Below are 17,533 nucleotides of genomic sequence, written 5' to 3'. Positions count from 1 at the left end.
GTCAGTCCACCGCCCGGTGCGCCGCCGCGACGATGTCAGCGGTCTGCGGCAGGGCGGCCTCTTCAAGCCGCCGGGCATACGGGATGGGGACTTCCGCGCTGCACACCCGCTCCACGGGCGCGTCGAGTTCGTAGAACGATCCTTCGGCGATGCGGGCGGAGATCTCGGCGGCGAGGCTGCCAGTGCGCCAAGCCTCGTCGACGATCACAACTCGGTGTGTACGGGCTACGGTGGCTGCGATGGTCGCGTCGTCGAGGGGGCGGAGCGCGCGCAGATCGACGACCTCGGCGCTGATGCTCTCGGTGGCCAGTTCGTCTGCTGCTGCGAGCGCCTTGGGCAGCGAACCACCGTACGTGATCAGGGAAATGTCCGTGCCCGGCTTCCGAACTGCGGCGTGGTCCAGGTCCACGGGGGTGGTGGACGGAGCGAGCTCACCAGCGGCGTTGTAGAGACTTCCGTGCTCGAAGATCAGCACCGGGTCGGGGTCGGCCAGTGCCGGAGCCAGCATGTGGCGTGCGTCCTCGATGGTGGCCGGCGCGAGGACGCGGATACCGGGGATGTGCGCGTACCAGCCTTCGAGGCTGTGGGAGTGCTGCGCGGCGAGCTGTCGGCCCGCTCCCGTCGTCATGCGGATCACCAGCGGAACGGGCAGCTGGCCACCCGACATGTGGAGCAGGGTGGCGGCGTTGTTGAGGATCTGGTCGAGGGCGAGCAGGCTGAAGTTGACGGTCATGATCTCGACGATCGGCCGCATCCCGGCCAGAGCCGCTCCGATGCCCGCACCCACGAACGCGGACTCCGAGAGCGGGGTGTCTCGGATCCGTTCCGGCCCGAACTCCTCCAGCAGACCGAGGCTCACACCGAAGCAGCCGCCGTACCGGCCTACGTCCTCACCCATCAAGAAGACACGGTCATCCGAGCGCAGGGCCTCCCGCAGTGCCTCCCGCATCGCTTCCCGGTAGGTCGTCTTCCGCTCCTCCGGCTGCCCGCCGGCGCCCATGGTCAGCTCACCCCCGCCGAACTACTCGTGACGTAGCGGAGCAGGTCTCCCACCGGCTCCTCGGGAGCCTGCTCGGCCGCTTCGACGGCGCGGTCGACTTCCTCAGCGACCCGGCGCTCGATCCCGGCGAACTCCTTGTCGCCCAGCTCACCGCTCTCCCGCATCCGGTCCATGAGCCGGTTGATCGGGTCCCGGCCCTTCCACTGCTCGACCTCCGCCTTGTCGCGGTAGCGGTCCGGGTCGTACATGGAGTGGGCGCGGAAGCGGTAGGTGCGCGCCTCAAGGAAGTGGGGGCCGGCGCCTGCCCGGATGCTCTCGGTGGCCCGGCGGGCGGCCTGCTCGACGGCTTCGACGTCCATGCCGTCCACGGCCCAGGCCACCATGCCGTACGAGGCGGCGCGCATCGCCAGGTCGGTCTGCGCCTCGTGCCGCTCCAGGGCCGTGCCCATGGCGTAGAGGTTGTTCTCGCAGACAAGGAGCAGCGGCAGCCGCCACAGTGCGGCGAGGTTCGCCGTCTCGTGGAACTCGCCCTCGGCGAAGGCGCCGTCGCCGAAGAAGCAGCAGGTGACGTGGCTTTGGCCGCGCATACGGTCGGCGAGTGCCAGCCCCGCGGCCAGCGGGAGCCCGCCGGCGACGATCGCGTTGCCGCCGTAGAAGCGGCGGCTCGCGTCGAAGAGGTGCATGGACCCGCCGCGGCCACCGCTGCAACCGGTCGTCCTGCCGTACATCTCGGCCATCACGGCATCGGTCGGGATGCCGCGAGCGAGTGCATGGCCGTGCTCGCGGTACGTGGAGACCACCGCGTCCTCAGGCATCAGCGCCTCGTTGACACCGACCGCGACGGCCTCCTCCCCGATGTAGAGGTGGACGAAGCCGCGGATCTTCGCGGCGCTGTACAGCTCGACGCATCGCTCCTCGAAACGCCGGATGCGCAGCATCGCGTGCAGCAGTCCGCCGCGGTGTCCGGTGCCCGGCAGGTCGGCGGGAAGCGCCGTCCCGGTGGTCCGCGTGCTCGTCGCGGCGCTCTCGGCGGCCTTGCTCGCGGGCTTGGGTGCCGCCGAGGTCTTCCGGGTGCGGGTGCCGCGGGCCGGACTCATGCGGATCCCTCCAGAGTGGACAGGTCGCCGGTGGGCAGCCCGAGTTCACGTGCACGCAGCAGCCGGCGCATGACCTTGCCGCTGCGGGTCCTGGGCAGGTTGTCGTCAAAGGCGATCTCGCGGGGTGCGACGGCGGGGCCCAGCCGTTTACGGGAGAACGCGAGCAGTTCCCGCTCCAGATCCGCGGTCGGCTCGATGCCGGGGCGCAGCGAGACAAACGCCTTGACGATGTTTCCGGCGACGGGGTCCGGCCGGCCGATCACCCCGGCCTCCGCGACCGCCGGGTGTTCCATCAGCGCACTCTCCACCTCGAACGGGCCGATCAGATGCCCCGCCGACTTGATGACGTCGTCGGCGCGCCCCACGAACCAGTACCAGCCGTCCTCGTCCCGGCTGGCCACGTCGCCGGTCAGGTACCAGCCGTCGGCGAACGCGGCCTCGTAGCGTTCCTTGTCGTGCAGATAGCCGCGGAACATCGACGGCCATCCGGGGCGCAGCGCCAACTCGCCCTCCGCGCCGGGGCTTTCCAGCACCGTCACCCGCCCGTCGGTGACCTGCGCCCGGCCGTCTTCACCGCGCTTCAGCACCGCCGCTTCGACGCCCGGCAGCGGCCGTCCCATCGAGCCGGGCCGGATCTCGCAGGCCGCATAGTTCGCGATCATGATGCAGCCGGTCTCGGTCTGCCACCAGTTGTCATGGATGGGCAGCCCCAGGACGTCCCGGCCCCACACCACCGCCTCGGGATTGAGCGGCTCGCCAACGGAGGCGATGAAGCGCAGCGCCGAAAGGTCGTACGAGCGCGGCAGGTCGTACGGGCCCTGACGCGGTGTCGCGCGCATGAGCATCCGCACCGCTGTGGGCGCCGTGTACCAGACGCTCACTCGCTGTTCGCCGAGGATCCGGTACCAGCGCCGGGTGTCGAAGTCGCCCTCGTCGACAACGACGGTCACACCGTGGACGAGCGGGGCGATGATCCCGTACGACATGCCGGTGACCCAGCCGGGGTCGGCGGTGCACCAGTACACGTCCTCGGGGTGCAGATCGAGTGCGTACGCGGCCGTGGCGTGATGGGCGACGACCGCTTCGTGGACGTGGATGGCGCCCTTGGGGGTCCCGGTCGTCCCACTGGTGAAGTGCAGCAGCGCCATGTCCTCCGGCGCGGTCGGCGGGATGGTGAACCCGTCCGACGCGGCGGACAGCAACGAGTCGAAGGAGACCGTGCCGGGCAGCTCCTCGGCACCGGGCCCGACGATGAGCACGTGTTTCAGACCAGGGAGCGAAGCCCGCCGCTCGGCCACCTTGCGCCGGTACAGAGCCGCGGTGGTCACCAGCACACGGGCGTCGCCGAGCCGCAGCCGCTGCTCCACCGGATCGGGGCCGAACGCGGAGAAGAGCGGACACAGGACGCTGGTGTTCTTGAGGGTGCCGAGGACTGCCGTATAGAGCTCGGGGCAGCGGCCGAGGAGGGTAAAGACGACGTCGCCGCGCCCGACGCCCAGCGACCGCAGGACGTTCGCGAAACGGGCCGTACGGCGGGACAGCTCGCCGTACGTGACGGTCGAGACCGCGTCGTCGCGAGCGATGCACCGCAGCGCGACCTTGCCGTCGTCCTGCGGGCCCGCATGGCGGTCGACCGCCTCGTGCGCCATGTTCAGCCCGCCGCCGGGCAGTCCGGCCAGCGCGGTACGCGCCTGCGACCAGGTGAAGTCGGAACGGGCCTGGTCGTAGTTGGCGAGATTCGGCGTGACACCCGCTGCGGTGTCCTTGGGGATCGTCTCCCAGTGCATGGGCGCTCCTCCCGACGCCTACCTTTCCAGAGTCGCCGAGCCTGAGCCGGGCCGCATTGTGACCGACCCGATCGGGAGCCGACCCGGCCTGCGGCAATCGTCCACAGCCCATCCGACGGGGCGGGTCCGGCGACGGGCGGCCGGGGCGCGCCTTGCCCGATCAGACTGACCGCAGCAGGCTTCCGACGATGGCGGAACCGAGGGCCGCCTGCTTCTCGCGAACCCGGATTGTGCGGTGCACGGTCTCGCTCCGCTTCGTCGCGCCCGATGGCTTGCCCTCGGCTCACCCCCATAGCACCACCGCCCGCCCGGCGAGTGGCGGGGCCTAACGGTCCCGGTCGTGGGTCCGACCGCCCCTGGTGAAGTTGCCCAGCCTTCCTGCGCCCGGGGCGAACGCAGGATCGCCGCATAGGCAGGGGATGATGAGAAAGCGCAAGGTGTCACGGCTTCTCTCGGGCTGGGCTCCCTACTCGCGGTGCAGCACGACCTTGAGGGCGCCGGAGTGAGTGCCCTGGGAGAAGACCTCGTAGGCGTCCGCTATCCGGTCGAGGCCGAAGGTGTGCGTGACGAGCTGGGAGATCTGGAGACGGCCGGATGTCACCAGGTCGAGCAGCCAGGGCGTGGACGAGGTGTCGACCTGGCCGGTGCTGATGGTCACGTTCTTGCGCCACAGTGCCTCAAGATGCAGCATGGCTGGTTTGCCGTGCATGCCGATGTTGGCGATGTGACCGCCGGGACGCACGACCCGGGTGCACAGGATGAAGCTGTCCGGATCACCGGCGGCTTCGATCGCCACGTCCGCGCCCGGCCCCTCGGCCAGATCGGCGATCAGCCGCCCGGGCAGCTCGGCGGAATCGGCACCCAGGCGGGTGGCGGCTTCCAGCCGTGGAGAGGACAGATCCACCGCAATGATTCTGCGGGGCGAGTAGATCCGCGCGGTGATGACCGCGGCAAGCCCTATGGGACCAGCGCCCACCACGACCACGGTGTCCCCCGGGGCCACGTGTGCGTTCCGCACCCCGACCTCGTAGGCGGTGGGGAGGACTTCGGCGAGCAGGACTGCGTCCTGAAGCGCCAGAGCGCCGGGCTGCCGGTGGGTGGAGTAATCGGCGAAGGGTACCCGCACGAACTCGGCCTGTGTTCCGTTGATCAGGTTCCCGAGGATCCATCCACCTCCGCTGCGGCACTGTCCGTACATGTTGTCCCGGCAGAACTGACAGTGACCGCAGGCGGAGACGGACGACACGATCACGTGCTCCCCCGGACGGATGGAGTGAACCTCGCGGCCGACTTCCAGCACCTCGCCAACAGCCTCGTGGCCGAGGACCGTCCCTGGCTTCACCTCGGGCAGTTCTCCGCTCAGGATGTGCAGATCGGTGCCGCAGATGGTGGTGGTGTCGACACGCAGGATCGCATCGGTCGGATCTTCGATCACAGGATCCGGAACCGTGTCCCATGAGGTCTGGCCAGGGCCGTGGTAAACGAGTGCGCGCATCGATTCACTTTCTCGCTGCCTCCCCTCCACCGTCGCCCTCGACGGACTTCCGGGCAACAGGGACCATCGGGCATTTTCAAGGGGCACAGCCGCTCAGCGCAGTTGGGCCCACATGGGTAAGCCGCCCACTCCGGTGTGACTCGCCGGAGGCCAGCAGGGTTTACGCGCGCATCAGCGGCTCGCTGCGGTGGCTCGGCTCAGTCGTGGGGGACGACGGCGACGGGGCAGCGGGCGTGGTGGATGGCGGCTTCGGCTACGGGGCCCAGGCGTGGTGCCAGGGCGGGACGGTGCTTGCGCCGGCCGACGACCAGCAGCCCGGCGCCCTCGGCGCCCCGTACAACGGCCCTGGCGGGGCTTTCGAGACCGATGCTGTCGGTCACCTCCACGCGTGGAAACTTCTCACGCCAGGGGCGGAGGACCTGGGTCAGGTTCTTCTGTGCGTCCTGCGTGATCTCGTCGGTGACGTCGGGGTCCACGCCCCAGGGCACATACGCGTGGAGCGGTACGCTTCGGCCGTGGACGGCGCGAAGGGCCACGCCGCGCGCTGCAGCGGTGCCGAATGCGAATGCGAGCAGGTCATCGCATGGACCGTGGAGTTTCAGTGCCACCACTACGCCTCCTGGCGTACCTGGGGTGGGCGGTCGGCCCTCTTCACGCGTTTCGGCACGTACCAGGACCACCGGCCGCTCGGCCCGTGTCACGACGGACATACTGATGTCGCCCAGGAAGTAGCTCTCGACGCGCGTCAGCCCGCGCGAGCCGAGCACGATCATCTCGGACTCCGATGCTGCTTTAAGCAGTGCGTCCTGGGCGTCGTCGGCGACCAGGTTGCCGACGAGCGTGAGGCCAGGGTGACGTACTTGGAGCTCCGCCCGCGCGTTGTGCACGATCCGCCTCGCCCAGTAGTTCTGATCCATCTCCGGGGGGACGTGGGTCTGCTCCGGCACCAGCAAGGGCCACGCATGCAGCAGGCGCAAGGTGAGCCTGCGCCGCTCGGCTTCCTCGGCGGCCCAATGGGCGGCGGCATGGCTCTCCGGTGAGCCGTCGAGGCCCACTGTGATGACTGGCTCCATGGCGACTGCCTCAGTCTCGTAAGAAGCTGGAATGACGGGCGGTATGTCCGCCGGTCCAGGCTGCACCGGTACGCCAAGAACAGCGCCCTTCATCCGAGGAGTACCCCAAACCTTCCTGCGGCGCATGCGGACTCGGGTGTGTCAGTGCTCGGAACAGCGCGGAGTCCGGCACGAGGAGGCGGGAGCAGTGGCGATTCCCCTGGTGGTCGGCGTCGACGGGTCCGAGGCGAGCCTGGAGGCGGTGGACTGGGCCGCCGACGAGGCAGTCCGCCACAAGGTGGTGCTCCACCTCGTCCATGCGGCGGCTCCGGGCCACGAGGCGCCCGAGCTCATCGCCGCTGCCTCGGAACGGGCCAGGAAACGCGCTCCCACGGTGCGGCTGTCGAGCGAGGCGCTGCCTGAGGACGCGGCGTCCGCCCTGGTCAGCCAGGGGCGCAACGCCTTCGCTCTGGTGCTCGGGTCCAGAGGGCTCGGAGACCTCGCCGGGCTGCTCCTGGGTTCGGTCAGCCTGGCCGTGGCCGCCCGTGCCGACTGCCCCGTCGTCGTCGTGCGCGGCGGAGTGGAACACCGGAACGCCCGGTTCGGGAGCGTCGTCGTCGGTGTCGAGGACGGGGAGGGCAGCGGCACGGCAGTGCAGTTCGCGCTCCGCGAGGCCCATGTGCGGCGCTGTCGGCTGGTGGCGGTACATGCCTGGGGTGTCCCGTTCGGGGCTCTCTCGGAGCCTCCGCCCCTGTCCGGGTACGCCCTTGAGGCCCACCGGCGACCGCCGGAGCAGGTGCTCGACGATGCGCTGCGCGGCTCCGCAGAGCGGTACCCGGACGCCCTGGTGAGCCGCGAGGTGGTCGAGGAGCCGGCACGACATGCGCTCCTGAGAGCTGCGTCGGGCGCCGACCTGCTCGTCGTCGGAGCCCGCAGGCGACGCGGGCGGATCGGTCTGCAGCTGGGCCTCGTCAACCACGCGGCGTTGCATCACGCGCCGTGTCCGATCGCCGTCGTTCCGCAGATATGACTGCCACCGGCCCGGGGCCGGAGCCCGTGGGCGGCCAGCCGGCGTGCCCCAAGTGGCCACCCGTCGGGGACCTTCGGCCCTATGCCGGGGGGCTGCTGTCCTCCGATCGTGGTCAGGGCAACGGACCAGCGAATGCTGGAGGCCAGACCATGAGTAGACGAGGTTCGCCGTACGCATCCGGTCCCCACCCGCCGTACCAAGAGCACCCGTCCAAAGGGGCAAACCCCCTGCGGCGCAGGTCCGACAGGATCGAATCCTGGTTCTTCCGCTTCCTGATGCTGGTCCTTGCCCTCGGACTGCCGGCGGCCTCACTGAGCGCGGGAGTGACCGCATACGGGTCTTCGATGCGCGCCGCGCAAGCCCAGTCGGTGCAACGGCACGAGGTCGCCGCCCGGCTGACTGCGGACGCCGGAGGAACGCGGGGCATTGCAGAAGACGCCATGCGACAGGGGCAGGTCCGCTGGACCGACAAGGACGGCAAGGAACGTACCGGAACCGCCCTCGTGAATCCTGGTACGCCCAAGGGCACGACCGTGCGGATTTGGGTGGACCAGGAGGGAACCATCAGCAGTCCGCCGATGACTGCCGCCGCGACGACTACCGGCTGGCTGGTGGGTGGCACGACGGCGGTCGCGGTGGCCACCGGGGTCATCGCCGCGAGGACGGGCATGCGCCTGGTACTGGACCGTAGAAGGTACGCGCAGTGGGATGCCGAGTGGGACCTGGTGGAGCCCGGTTGGTCCGCGCGCTTCCATCAGTGACAGGCGGGCCGAAGGGCACCTCCGGCCTTCGCGAGTCTGCTCGGATGGTGAAGAGAGCCTCTCGGGAGGTGAGCGGCCACCATGGTGGTGCGGACCGCGGAAAGATGCCCGGGAAAACGCCGGAGGAGATCCTCGACCGTCGCTTCGCGCCCGGCGAGATCGACGCGGACACGTACTCCGAGGCGCGCAGCCTCGCCGGGCACCGGCCGAGGCCGCAGTGACCAGTCTGCGGGGCCGCTGGCTGCGCTCGTCTCCTCAGGGCACCTGGCCTGCGCCGTAGGGTGCATACAGATCGAGCAGCCGCACCCGGGCGGCCCTGAGCCGGTCCGCGACCACCCGCGCCACATAGACACACAGTGCGTGATCAAGCACAGGGTCCGTCCCGCACAGGTCACGGACCGCGATCGCGTCGAACTCGTAGGCACGCACCGGGCTGCTGGCCTCGGCCCCCAGATGCCAGCGGTGGGGCGGGAACAGCCATGACCAGCCCAGCAGTTCTCCGGCACCGAGGGTCTCGATGACGGCTGCGCGCCGACCGGGCACGTGAAGATCGAGAGCGACTGTGCCCGTGCGGATGATCCAGAAGCGGTCGGCCTTGCCGCGCTCGTTGAAGACACGCTCGCCGGTCGCGAACGACACCTCTCGGGCCAGTGACATGAGCTGATCTCGACGGTCCTGGGGCAGGTTGCCGAAAAATCCGGTCCTCGCCATCACAGTGGGCTTCCCTTCCCGTGGCGTCGAACGCGGAGGGCGGGCTCCGCGTCCCGTCACGGACGTCTCGCCATGCGGGCCGGGGACTTCCTCCACGAGACCCCGCAGCAGCTTTGCGGCCGGATGGCGGCCCGGAGCCGATGCCGGGGCTCACGCTGGCGGTGCTGGCCGCGGCCACCCATCGCCCTGTCCCTCACCGCCGTATGACTCCACCATCGCCGCAACCCGGCGCGGCGCAACCCGAACCGGGGTTCCATCTGGGAGGCGATCCGCATATCGCGGTAGGGCCAGGGCAGTGCGACGGTATGGAGAGGGGGCTTCGCGGTGGCCGGGAAGGAAGGCGGTGGGACGGTGGAGCTCCCGTTGGTCGTGGGCGTCGACGGATCGGATTCCAGCCTGCAGGCAGTGGACTGGGCGGTAGACGAGGCGGCGCACCATGGGCTGACATTGCGGGTCGTCTACGCCTCCCGGTGGGAGCGCTACGAGGGCGGCCACCCGTCCCTCGACGCCGATCGTCCAGCCGAAGAGGTCATGGCGGAGCACATCACCGCGTCCTGCGCGGAACGCGCCCGGCTCCGCAATCCAGAGGTGAAGGTGTCGGGCGACGTGCTGCCCGACGACGCCGTGTCCGCGTTGCTGCGCGCGGGACGCGAGGCATTTGCCCTGGTCACGGGCTCGCGTGGCCGTAGTCAGCTCGCTGGGCTGCTGCTGGGGTCGGTCAGCCTCACAGTGGCAGCCCTCGCTGTGTGCCCGGTGATCGTGGTTCGTGGCTCGGAGCAGAACCGGCAGGGAGCTTTCTGGAAGGTGGTGGTCGGGGTGGGCGACGCCACCCGGGGATCGGCTGCCGTACGGTTCGCCTTCGAAGAGGCCGAAGCGCGTGGCTGCGCACTGCACGCCGTACGGGCCTGGCGCTGCCCCGCTCATGAGCACGTGGACCACCCCCTGCTGGCGGATGATGCCGCCCGTGTTCACGAGGAACGGGCCTCGGCCAACCTCACCGACGCACTGCGCGAGGCCGTACGGGATCACCCGGAGGTTGATGTCCACCGCCAGACGAGCGAAGGCCCCGCCCACAAGGTCCTCCTGAACTCATCGGCCGAAGCCGACCTCATGGTCGTCGGCGCTCTGCGGCGGCACGGTCACTTCGGGCTGCAGCTCGGCAGGGTTGCCCACGCCCTGCTGCATCACGCCGAGTGTCCGGTCGCCGTCGTCCCGCAGCGGGTCTGAAGTCCGGGACGTGGGCCCGTGCTCCAGTCGATGTCGTCAACGGAGAGGGTGAGGACGGCGGATGTCGGAGTGGACCTGGGAGTACGAGGGCTACGACCCCGATGCCGAGCGGCTGCGTGAATCGCTGTGCACACTCGGCAATGGCTACTTCGCCACCCGTGGCGCGGTGCCCGAGAGCAGGGCCGGTCTGGTGCACTACCCGGCCACCTACGCTGCCGGCTGCTACAACCGTCTGGAGTCGACCGTGGCGGGGCGGCGGGTGGTGAACGAGGACCTGGTCAATCTGCCGAACTGGCTGCTCCTGCGGTTTCGTCTTCGCTCCGCCGACGGATCGACGGGGCCGTGGTTCTCTCCCGACGGGCGGCAGCTGCTTGACTACCGGCACACCCTGGATCTGCGCCGTGCCACGCTGACGCGAGCGTTCCGATACCGGGACGACGCGGCAGGCGTCCTGAGCGTGGAGCAGATCCGCTTGGTGCACATGGCAGACCCTCACCTGGCCACGCTGCGGACCGTCTTCACGGCCGAGGAATGGTCGGGAGAGCTTGAGGTCGAGTCCGCCCTCGACGGTGACGTGACCAACAGCAACGTCCACCGTTACCGGTCCCTCAACCGGAACCACCTGGCCCATGTGCAGACCGGAGCGGCGGGGACCGACACCACGTGGCTGCGTTGCCGTACCAGCAACTCCGACATCGGCATCGGTATGGCAGCCCGCACAGTCGTCAGCGGGCAGCCGCCCACTTCGTCGGAGCTTCGTCCCTCTCGCCACCGTGCCGTGCACCGACTGGTCATACCGATCGCTCCGGGCCGACCCGCCATCGTGGAGAAGACGGCGGCCCTGCACACCTCGCGTGACCCGGCGATCAGCGACCCGCTGGGAGCGGCCGTTGACCGGGTGACCGCCGCTCCGGACTTCCCGGCGCTCCTGGACTCCCACGTCGCCACATGGGCGCGGTTGTGGCAGCGTGCGGACCTCCAGGTGCCCGGGGAAGCGGGCCGTGTCCTGCGCCTGCATCTGTTCCATGTGCTGCAGACGTTGTCACCGCACACCACGGAACTGGACGTGGGTGTGCCTGCCCGCGGGCTGCACGGTGAGGCGTACCGGGGCCATGTCTTCTGGGACGAGCTGTTTGTGCTGCCGTATCTGAACCTGCACTTTCCGGAAGTCTCGCGGGCGCTGTTGAACTACCGTTACCGGCGCCTCCCACAGGCTTGTCGGGCGGCCGCCGAGGTGGGCCGGGCCGGGGCGATGTACCCGTGGCAGAGCGGCAGCGACGGCCGTGAGGAGGCCCAGCAGCTGCATCTCAACCCCCGTTCAGGCCGCTGGCTGCCGGACCACTCCCGGTTCCAGCACCACGTCGGCTCGGCGATCGCCTACAACGTGTGGCAGTACTGCGAAGCGACCGGCGACATCGAGTACTTGCACACCAAGGGTGCGGAGATGCTGCTGCAGATCGCCCGCTTCTGGGCGGACACTGCGGACTTCGCGCCTGGGCTCGGGCGCTACCGCATCCGCGGCGTGGTCGGCCCCGACGAGTACCACGACAGCTACCCAGACGCCGCCCAGCCGGGCCTGGACGACAACGCGTACACCAACGTCACCGCCGCTTGGGTCCTTGGGCGCGCCCTGGACACCGTGCGGCGCCTTCCGGCATGGCGTCGCCGGGAACTGTTCGAGCGCATCGAGCTGGACAGCGGTGAACTCCCCAAGTGGGAGGACATATCGCGGCGGTTGCGGGTGCCGTTCCACCAGGGCGTCATCAGCCAGTTCGACGGCTACGGCGATCTCGCCGAACTGGACTGGGACGGCTACCGCGCACGTTACGACAGCATCCGGCGGCTGGACCGGATCCTTGAGGCCGAGGGCGACACGGTCAACCGCTACCAAGCCTCCAAACAGGCCGATGTCCTCATGCTCGGCTACCTCTTCTCCCCCGCCGAGCTGCAGCACTTGTTCCGCCGTCTCGGGTACGACGTGGACGACGAGGTCTGGCGCAGGACCGTCGACTACTACCTGAAGCGCACCAGCCACGGCTCCACCCTCAGCGGTCTCGTCCACGGCTGGGTCCTGGCCCGGGTCAGACGGGCCGAGGCATGGAAGTACTGCCAGGAAGCGCCCTGGAGGAGGATGTTGCCGACATCCAGGGCGGCACAACCGGCGAAGGCATCCACCTCGGCGCCATGGCCGGGACCCTCGACCTCGTCCAGCGTGGCCTGACCGGCCTGGAGACCCGGGAGGACGCCCTCTGGCTGGACCCGGTGCCGCTTCCCGCGCTGTCCGAATACGGATTCTCCCTGCGCTACCGCGGCCACTGGGGTGTCAGCGTACGGCTGCAGAGCGGGCAGCTGCGGATCGGTGTGCCCGATTCGGAGGAGTCACCGATCCGCGTGGTACTTGCCGACCGGGCCGTCACCATCGCACCGGGAGAGACCTGCACGCTCGTATTGCCGGCAGGTTGATCCGTCCGGCGGACCGGAGCAGACGTGCCGACCCATCAGTGGCAAAGCCCCCCAAGGGTTCCCCGGCAGCGGGCGGCGGGCGGCGGTCAGGCTCTCGGCCGAGCTGTCGAGGCCCGCGGTGACGACTTGTTCCATCGCGAGTTCCACCGTCCTGTCACCGTGCGCATACAGAATGCGGGGGAGGCTTACCTTCCAGAGGCGGCGCTTCGGGTGCCGTCGGTGTGAGTGTCGTCGGTCTCGCACCTCAAGTGCTCGGAGACCGAGACCACGCCGTCCACGGTTCGGCACAGCCGCTCGATAATCGGGATCAGGCTCTTGAGCTGTACGGATCCGCCGAGTCTGACCTGTCCTTGGCGTACCTCGACGGTCACCCCGGACGGCGCCAGGCCCAGCGTCCGGTCCAGCACGTCCCGGTTGATCTCCTCGCGGATGGCGTCGTCGTGCCGCAGGAAGATCCGCAGCAGATCGCGGCGGCTGACGATGCCCACCAGCCTGTCGGTCTCGTCCACAACGGGCAGCCGCTTGACGTTCTGGACCTCCATGAGGCGCGCGGCCTCGACCACGTTCCAGTCCCGGCGCGCGCAGACCGCCGGAGCGGACATCAGCTCTTCCGCCCTGGCTCCTTCGGCCTTGGCGCGCTCCCACGCCTCCAGGTGCGGGATCGGCGCCGGGCCGGACGAGTCGGACTGATCCGCTGACTTCCGCAGCAGGTCTGCCTCGGAGACCACCCCCATCGGACGGCCTGTGGCATCCACGACCGGGACGGCGGTGACGTCGTTGTCCGCGAGCGTTCTGACGATCTCCTTGAACGGCGTGTCGGGCCGTACGTGGATGACATCCCGGGTCATGAGTTCTCCGACGGTTCGGTGTTGCATGTCTGTCTCCTCTGGTCTGTCTCCTCTGGGCGAGTTGTGGCAGCGGGGCGGGCAGCCGGCCACTTCTCCATCCTGTTCCGCTCCGGGCTCTCCTGAATGATCCGACGGGCACCCTCGGCGGCATCAGGACCGTTCGGCCCTCGACAGGGGCTTCTGGGCCCCATGCCGTCGGCGTACCGCCGTGTCACGGTGAAGGCAGCGTGCCGGACACGGTGAAGCGTGCCGTACACGGTGAAGGCAGCCTGCCGGAGGAGAGCACGGACCGGAGAGCGGTGATGACCATGCGGGCTCACATCGGCGATCAACTCGTTGTCGAAAGTCCGGCCACGGGCGCGACCAGGAGGGACGGCGAAATCGTCGGAGTCCACCACGAGGACGGCACGCCGCCCTATGACGTGCGCTGGTCGGATACGCATGAAGTGACGCTCGTGTTCCCGGGCCCCGACGCACACATCCACCACCTCGCGGACCGGCCCGAGGACGGACACTCCGAAGCGGAGGCGTCCGTGTCCGACGTGCCGTCGCGCCGGTGGCTCGACCCCGGCGACCTCGGACGGAGGGTGGCCCATGAACGCAGGCGGCAACGGCTCACCCGCGCGGAGGTGGCCGGCCGTGCCCGTGTCTCCCCCAGCTACCTGGCATATCTGGAAGAGCGACCGGCCGACCCTGACGTCGGCACGCTCACGGCGCTGGCCGCTGCCCTGAGGACCACCGCGGCTCGCCTGCGCGGCGGAGGTATGGACCGTCCGCCCGGCGAGGGCCAGGCCGCCTACCACCCCGAGCTACGGGAGCTGGGCCCCGACGAATGCCGGGACCGGCTCGGCACGCATGGCGTGGGACGCATCGCCGTGTCGTCACCGGACGGGCTGTCGGTGGTCCCGGTGAATTACGAGGTCGTCGACGGTGCGATTGCCTTCCGGACCGGGGCCGGCACCGTTCCGGCAGAGGCCGCGGGTGCGGAGGTCGCGTTCGAGGTCGACCACGTGGACGAGGCCATGAGCGGCGGGTGGAGCGTCCTGGCCGTCGGCCCGGCCCGGGCCGTCACCGAACCGAACGCGGTGCGGCGGCTGAACGAGCGCGCGCACTCCAGGCCCTGGGCAGGCGGTGAGCGCCCCCTCTGGGTGCTGATCGATCCCGAGCGTCTGACGGGGCGGCGCATCCACACCGACTGATCCGCGGGAGAGCCGAGGGAGGCTCCGGTGACCGCACAACTGCTCTCCGAGGAGCGCGTCAGGGAACTGGCCGACGACGCGGCCACCGCGCCGTCCATGCACAATGCGCAGCCATGGCACTTCCGCTACTGCCGGGTGGCTTGCGGCTCCGTTACTGCCGGGTGGCTAGCGGCCGCCTGCTGGAGTCATCGAGGCGATAGGTCAGCTTGTCGATGACGGAGACGACGCCGTCCACTTGCTGGGCCAGGCGGACCGCGACCGGGATGTCACTGAGCCGTTCCAACCGCCCGGTCAGGGTGACAACACCGTCGATCACCTGCACGTTAACCGTGTTGGGGGAGAGCCACAGCGTTTCGTCGAGCTCCTCTGCGACCGCTCGGCGGATATCGGCGTCCGGGCGGAGGAAGAGCTGCAGAAGATCGCGGCGGGTCACGATGCCCACCAAGCGGTCCTCCTCGTCGACCACGGGCAGCCGCTCCACCCGGTGTCGCGCCATGGTCCGGGCCGCCTCGGCAATGCTGTCGCCGACGCGGACGGTGATCGCCGGCCGGGACATCAGCTCCTCGGCGGTCATCGCGTGCACCTTGGCGTCCTGGCCCTGGCCGGGCGCCTCTCCGGCCTGCCGCAGCATGAGATCGCTCTCGGAGATCACACCGAGCACTCTGTCGTCGGAGTCCACCACCGGCAGACCGCTGATCTGGTGCACCGCGAGCAGCTTGGCGACCTCCTTGAACGGCGTCTGCGCAATCACCGTAACCACGTCACTCACCATCAGGCCGCCGACTCGGCTGTGCTTCATGTGCTGCCTCCTCCCCGCTCACCTCCCAGCGTCCTGCGCGGAGCAGTGATACCCCATGGGCCGAAGGTCCCCGAGCGGAGACCGAACTGCCCTCGCGAGGCACAGTGGGGGCCGACGGTGGACCGGAGGGGTATCCGGAGAGCTCGGGGCACCGGAAAGGTGATGGGGACGATGGCGGTCCCCATGGTTGAGGTGTCGACGGCGCCATATCCAACCTGCCGAAGTCAGTCGTGCGGGATGACCGCGACCGGGGCCGGGCAGTGGTGCATGACGGCGTGGGCGGTGTGCCCGATGCGGGCCGGTCCGGCCGAGAGGCGGTTGGTGCGCCTGCCGATGACGACGAGCCCGGCGTCGGCACCGGCATCCACCAGGTGGTGCGCGGGCTGCCCGACCACGGACTGCTCGATCACGTCGATGCCCGGGTACTTCTCCCGCCACCGCCGCAGCGCGGTCCGCAGTGCATCGGCTTTCTGGTCCGCCGTGTCGGTCGGCGGGCCCGGTTCCGCGCCGAGGCCGTAGGCGATGAAGGCCGGTGGGTTCCAGCCGTGGATGACCCGGAGCGGGGCCGCCCGCAGCGACGCGGTCTCGAAGGCGAACCGGATCACGTCACCGCAGGGCCGGTCCAGATCCAGTCCGAGAACCACCGGGCGGTAGGGCATCGCCGGCAGCGGCCGTCCGTCGGTGGCGGACACATGCTCGTCGACGGCGGTCGTTCTGGCCCGTACGAGCACGACCGGCCGCTCGACGTGCGCGACGGTGGACATCGCGACGGAACCGACGAAGAACCCGGCCAGCCTGCCCAGCCTCGCACTGCCGAGGGCCAGCAGCTCGGACTCCCTGGCCACATCGCACAACACCTCCGGCGGCGCGCCTGTGAGGTGGTCCGTGGTGATCTCCAGATCCGGGTAGCGTTCACGCAGTTCGGCGGCGGCCTCACGGGGTACGCGCTCGGACCACAGCCGGGGTTCGTCCGCTCCCGCGAGCGGTGCGTAGGTGAGGGGCTGCCACTCCCAGGCGTGGACGAGTCGTAGCGGTACATCCCTGCGCAGTGCCTCACGGGCACCCCAGTCCGCGGCGGCGAGACTGGCGGGTGAGCCGTCCAGGCCGACGGCCAAGGGGCGGGTCATGGTGCGCCTCCAACGGGAGCTCTTCGACGGTTCCGCTTCCACGGTGGCCCGGCGGGGACGGTCCCGGTGAGGGGCTGCCGGGCCCTTTCGCGGGCCGACCGGCCCCTGTCCCGGGGCGTCGGGGGAACCCATGCTGGAGGTGTCACGCCGAGTGTGAGACAGCGGTCCGTACCGAGGAGGCGTCATGGGGCACACACCGCACATCGTCAGTGACGTGATGACACAGACCGTGGTCGCGGTCGGCCGGGAGGCGCGGTTCAAGGAGATCGTCGAAACCATGGAGCAGTGGAAGGTGAGTGCCCTGCCGGTGCTGGAGGGGGAGGGGCGGGTCATCGGCGTGGTCTCCGAAGCCGATCTGCTGCCCAAAGAGGAGTTCCGGGAGTCCGATCCGGACCGGCTGGAACAGCTGCGGCGCCTCGACGACACGCGCAAAGCCGGCGCGCTGACGGCGGGGGAGCTGATGAGCACACCCGCCCTCACCGTCAACGCAGATGCCACTCTCGCCCAGGCGGCGCGGACCATGGCGCACGAGCGGGTGAAGCGGCTCCCGGTCGTGGACTACCGCGGGATGCTCCAGGGGATCGTCAGCCGTGCCGATCTGCTGAAGGTCTTCCTCCGGTCCGATGAAGAGCTCGCGGAGGAGATCCGCACGGATATCGTCCGCCACCTGTTCGCGGTGTCCCACGAGGATGTGCAGGTCACCGTCGTCGACGGGGTGGCCACAATCAGCGGCCATATCCGCAACACGTCGCTCATTCCCCTGGTGGCGCGCCTGATACGGGCCGTGGAGGGGGTCGTGGACGTCACCTTCGAGGTCACCGGCCCGACTCGCGTCGGCGCCCGAGCAGCGACCGCGCCGTCACCGGACGCCGAAGCAGATGCTGCGGGGCCTCCGTGACGACCGCCTCACTCGCTTCCTGTATCTCCACCGGGCGGG

At 69.7% G+C, this 17,533-nt stretch carries 14 protein-coding genes and 1 pseudogene; 6 read left to right on the top strand and 9 right to left on the bottom strand.

All coding sequences use genetic code 11. The features are described from left to right. Position 1 precedes the first annotated feature (1 nt). The 5 genes from AZE13_RS25035 to AZE13_RS25015 form a co-directional block, all read right to left on the bottom strand. Positions 2 to 1,000 (bottom strand): alpha-ketoacid dehydrogenase subunit beta, encoded by a 999-nt coding sequence (locus AZE13_RS25035; protein ID WP_066936316.1) that lies wholly within the window; start codon positions 998 to 1,000, stop codon positions 2 to 4. Positions 1,001 to 1,002: 2 nt separating this feature from the next. Beyond that, positions 1,003 to 1,938, bottom strand: coding sequence for a pyruvate dehydrogenase (acetyl-transferring) E1 component subunit alpha (gene pdhA / locus AZE13_RS25030; protein WP_398780221.1), 936 nt, complete (start codon positions 1,936 to 1,938; stop codon positions 1,003 to 1,005). Positions 1,939 to 2,093: 155 nt separating this feature from the next. Then, positions 2,094 to 3,884, bottom strand: coding sequence for an acetate--CoA ligase (gene acsA, locus AZE13_RS25025; protein WP_066936312.1), 1,791 nt, complete (start codon positions 3,882 to 3,884; stop codon positions 2,094 to 2,096). A gap of 466 nt (positions 3,885 to 4,350) precedes the next feature. Then, positions 4,351 to 5,379 (bottom strand): alcohol dehydrogenase catalytic domain-containing protein, encoded by a 1,029-nt coding sequence (locus tag AZE13_RS25020; RefSeq protein WP_066936310.1) that lies wholly within the window; start codon positions 5,377 to 5,379, stop codon positions 4,351 to 4,353. Between the two features lie 197 nt (positions 5,380 to 5,576). Next, positions 5,577 to 6,452, bottom strand: coding sequence for a universal stress protein (locus tag AZE13_RS25015; RefSeq protein ID WP_066936306.1), 876 nt, complete (start codon positions 6,450 to 6,452; stop codon positions 5,577 to 5,579). A 187-nt stretch (positions 6,453 to 6,639) separates the two neighbouring features. Between AZE13_RS25015 and AZE13_RS25010 the strand changes: the two genes are divergently transcribed. Continuing rightward, the gene (locus AZE13_RS25010; RefSeq protein ID WP_066936304.1) at positions 6,640 to 7,461 is read left to right on the top strand and encodes a universal stress protein; all 822 of its coding nucleotides are present in this window, start codon (positions 6,640 to 6,642) and stop codon (positions 7,459 to 7,461) included. Positions 7,462 to 7,805: 344 nt separating this feature from the next. Continuing rightward, positions 7,806 to 8,222 carry a hypothetical protein gene (locus AZE13_RS25005; protein WP_309302215.1) on the top strand — a complete coding sequence of 139 codons (417 nt, stop codon included), beginning with the start codon at positions 7,806 to 7,808 and terminating at the stop codon, positions 8,220 to 8,222. Between the two features lie 255 nt (positions 8,223 to 8,477). Here AZE13_RS25005 and AZE13_RS25000 read toward each other — a convergent pair whose 3' ends face one another. Next, complete coding sequence (locus AZE13_RS25000; protein WP_066936298.1) at positions 8,478 to 8,933, bottom strand: cyclic nucleotide-binding domain-containing protein; 456 nt, start codon at positions 8,931 to 8,933, stop codon at positions 8,478 to 8,480. 351 nt (positions 8,934 to 9,284) lie between these two features. Here AZE13_RS25000 and AZE13_RS24995 point away from each other — a divergent pair, with 351 nt between their 5' ends. Both AZE13_RS24995 and AZE13_RS24990 read left to right on the top strand, forming a co-directional pair. Then, positions 9,285 to 10,160, top strand: coding sequence for a universal stress protein (locus AZE13_RS24995; protein WP_066936295.1), 876 nt, complete (start codon positions 9,285 to 9,287; stop codon positions 10,158 to 10,160). Positions 10,161 to 10,221: 61 nt separating this feature from the next. Further along, positions 10,222 to 12,623, top strand: a pseudogene (locus tag AZE13_RS24990) (glycoside hydrolase family 65 protein). Between the two features lie 185 nt (positions 12,624 to 12,808). On the opposite strand, the gene AZE13_RS24985 reads toward AZE13_RS24990, so the two are convergent. After that, the gene (locus AZE13_RS24985; RefSeq protein WP_066936293.1) at positions 12,809 to 13,498 is read right to left on the bottom strand and encodes a CBS domain-containing protein; all 690 of its coding nucleotides are present in this window, start codon (positions 13,496 to 13,498) and stop codon (positions 12,809 to 12,811) included. A gap of 281 nt (positions 13,499 to 13,779) precedes the next feature. Between AZE13_RS24985 and AZE13_RS24980 the strand changes: the two genes are divergently transcribed. Next, complete coding sequence (locus AZE13_RS24980; protein WP_066936403.1) at positions 13,780 to 14,670, top strand: DUF1918 domain-containing protein; 891 nt, start codon at positions 13,780 to 13,782, stop codon at positions 14,668 to 14,670. 151 nt (positions 14,671 to 14,821) lie between these two features. Here the strand turns inward: AZE13_RS24980 and AZE13_RS24975 are convergent, their stop codons facing one another. Further along, positions 14,822 to 15,469, bottom strand: a complete 648-nt coding sequence (locus AZE13_RS24975; RefSeq protein ID WP_066936290.1) for a CBS domain-containing protein — start codon at positions 15,467 to 15,469, stop codon at positions 14,822 to 14,824. 224 nt (positions 15,470 to 15,693) lie between these two features. Beyond that, positions 15,694 to 16,596 (bottom strand): universal stress protein, encoded by a 903-nt coding sequence (locus AZE13_RS24970; protein ID WP_066936287.1) that lies wholly within the window; start codon positions 16,594 to 16,596, stop codon positions 15,694 to 15,696. A gap of 184 nt (positions 16,597 to 16,780) precedes the next feature. Between AZE13_RS24970 and AZE13_RS24965 the strand changes: the two genes are divergently transcribed. Then, positions 16,781 to 17,494 (top strand): CBS domain-containing protein, encoded by a 714-nt coding sequence (locus tag AZE13_RS24965; protein WP_066936285.1) that lies wholly within the window; start codon positions 16,781 to 16,783, stop codon positions 17,492 to 17,494. Positions 17,495 to 17,533 lie beyond the last annotated feature (39 nt).

Origin of the sequence: Streptomyces sp. NBRC 110611 (assembly GCF_001590865.1) — a bacterium.
Lineage (GTDB): Bacteria > Actinomycetota > Actinomycetes > Streptomycetales > Streptomycetaceae > Streptomyces.
Note: the sequence above shows the minus strand (reverse complement) of the source record. Positions and strands in the feature narration are given on the sequence as shown.

Excerpts from the sequence above, each read along its gene's own strand:
- AZE13_RS24980 (WP_066936403.1), top strand. The coding sequence starts at position 13,780 with ATGCGGGCTCACATCGGCGATCAACTCGTTGTCGAAAGTCCGGCCACG.
- acsA (WP_066936312.1), bottom strand. The coding sequence starts at position 3,884 with ATGCACTGGGAGACGATCCCCAAGGACACCGCAGCGGGTGTCACGCCG.
- AZE13_RS25035 (WP_066936316.1), bottom strand. The coding sequence starts at position 1,000 with ATGGGCGCCGGCGGGCAGCCGGAGGAGCGGAAGACGACCTACCGGGAA.
- AZE13_RS24975 (WP_066936290.1), bottom strand. The coding sequence starts at position 15,469 with ATGAAGCACAGCCGAGTCGGCGGCCTGATGGTGAGTGACGTGGTTACG.
- AZE13_RS24985 (WP_066936293.1), bottom strand. The coding sequence starts at position 13,498 with ATGCAACACCGAACCGTCGGAGAACTCATGACCCGGGATGTCATCCAC.
- pdhA (WP_398780221.1), bottom strand. The coding sequence starts at position 1,938 with ATGCTGCGCATCCGGCGTTTCGAGGAGCGATGCGTCGAGCTGTACAGC.
- AZE13_RS25015 (WP_066936306.1), bottom strand. The coding sequence starts at position 6,452 with ATGGAGCCAGTCATCACAGTGGGCCTCGACGGCTCACCGGAGAGCCAT.
- AZE13_RS25020 (WP_066936310.1), bottom strand. The coding sequence starts at position 5,379 with ATGCGCGCACTCGTTTACCACGGCCCTGGCCAGACCTCATGGGACACG.
- AZE13_RS24965 (WP_066936285.1), top strand. The coding sequence starts at position 16,781 with ATGGGGCACACACCGCACATCGTCAGTGACGTGATGACACAGACCGTG.
- AZE13_RS24970 (WP_066936287.1), bottom strand. The coding sequence starts at position 16,596 with ATGACCCGCCCCTTGGCCGTCGGCCTGGACGGCTCACCCGCCAGTCTC.
- AZE13_RS25005 (WP_309302215.1), top strand. The coding sequence starts at position 7,806 with ATGCGCGCCGCGCAAGCCCAGTCGGTGCAACGGCACGAGGTCGCCGCC.
- AZE13_RS25000 (WP_066936298.1), bottom strand. The coding sequence starts at position 8,933 with ATGGCGAGGACCGGATTTTTCGGCAACCTGCCCCAGGACCGTCGAGAT.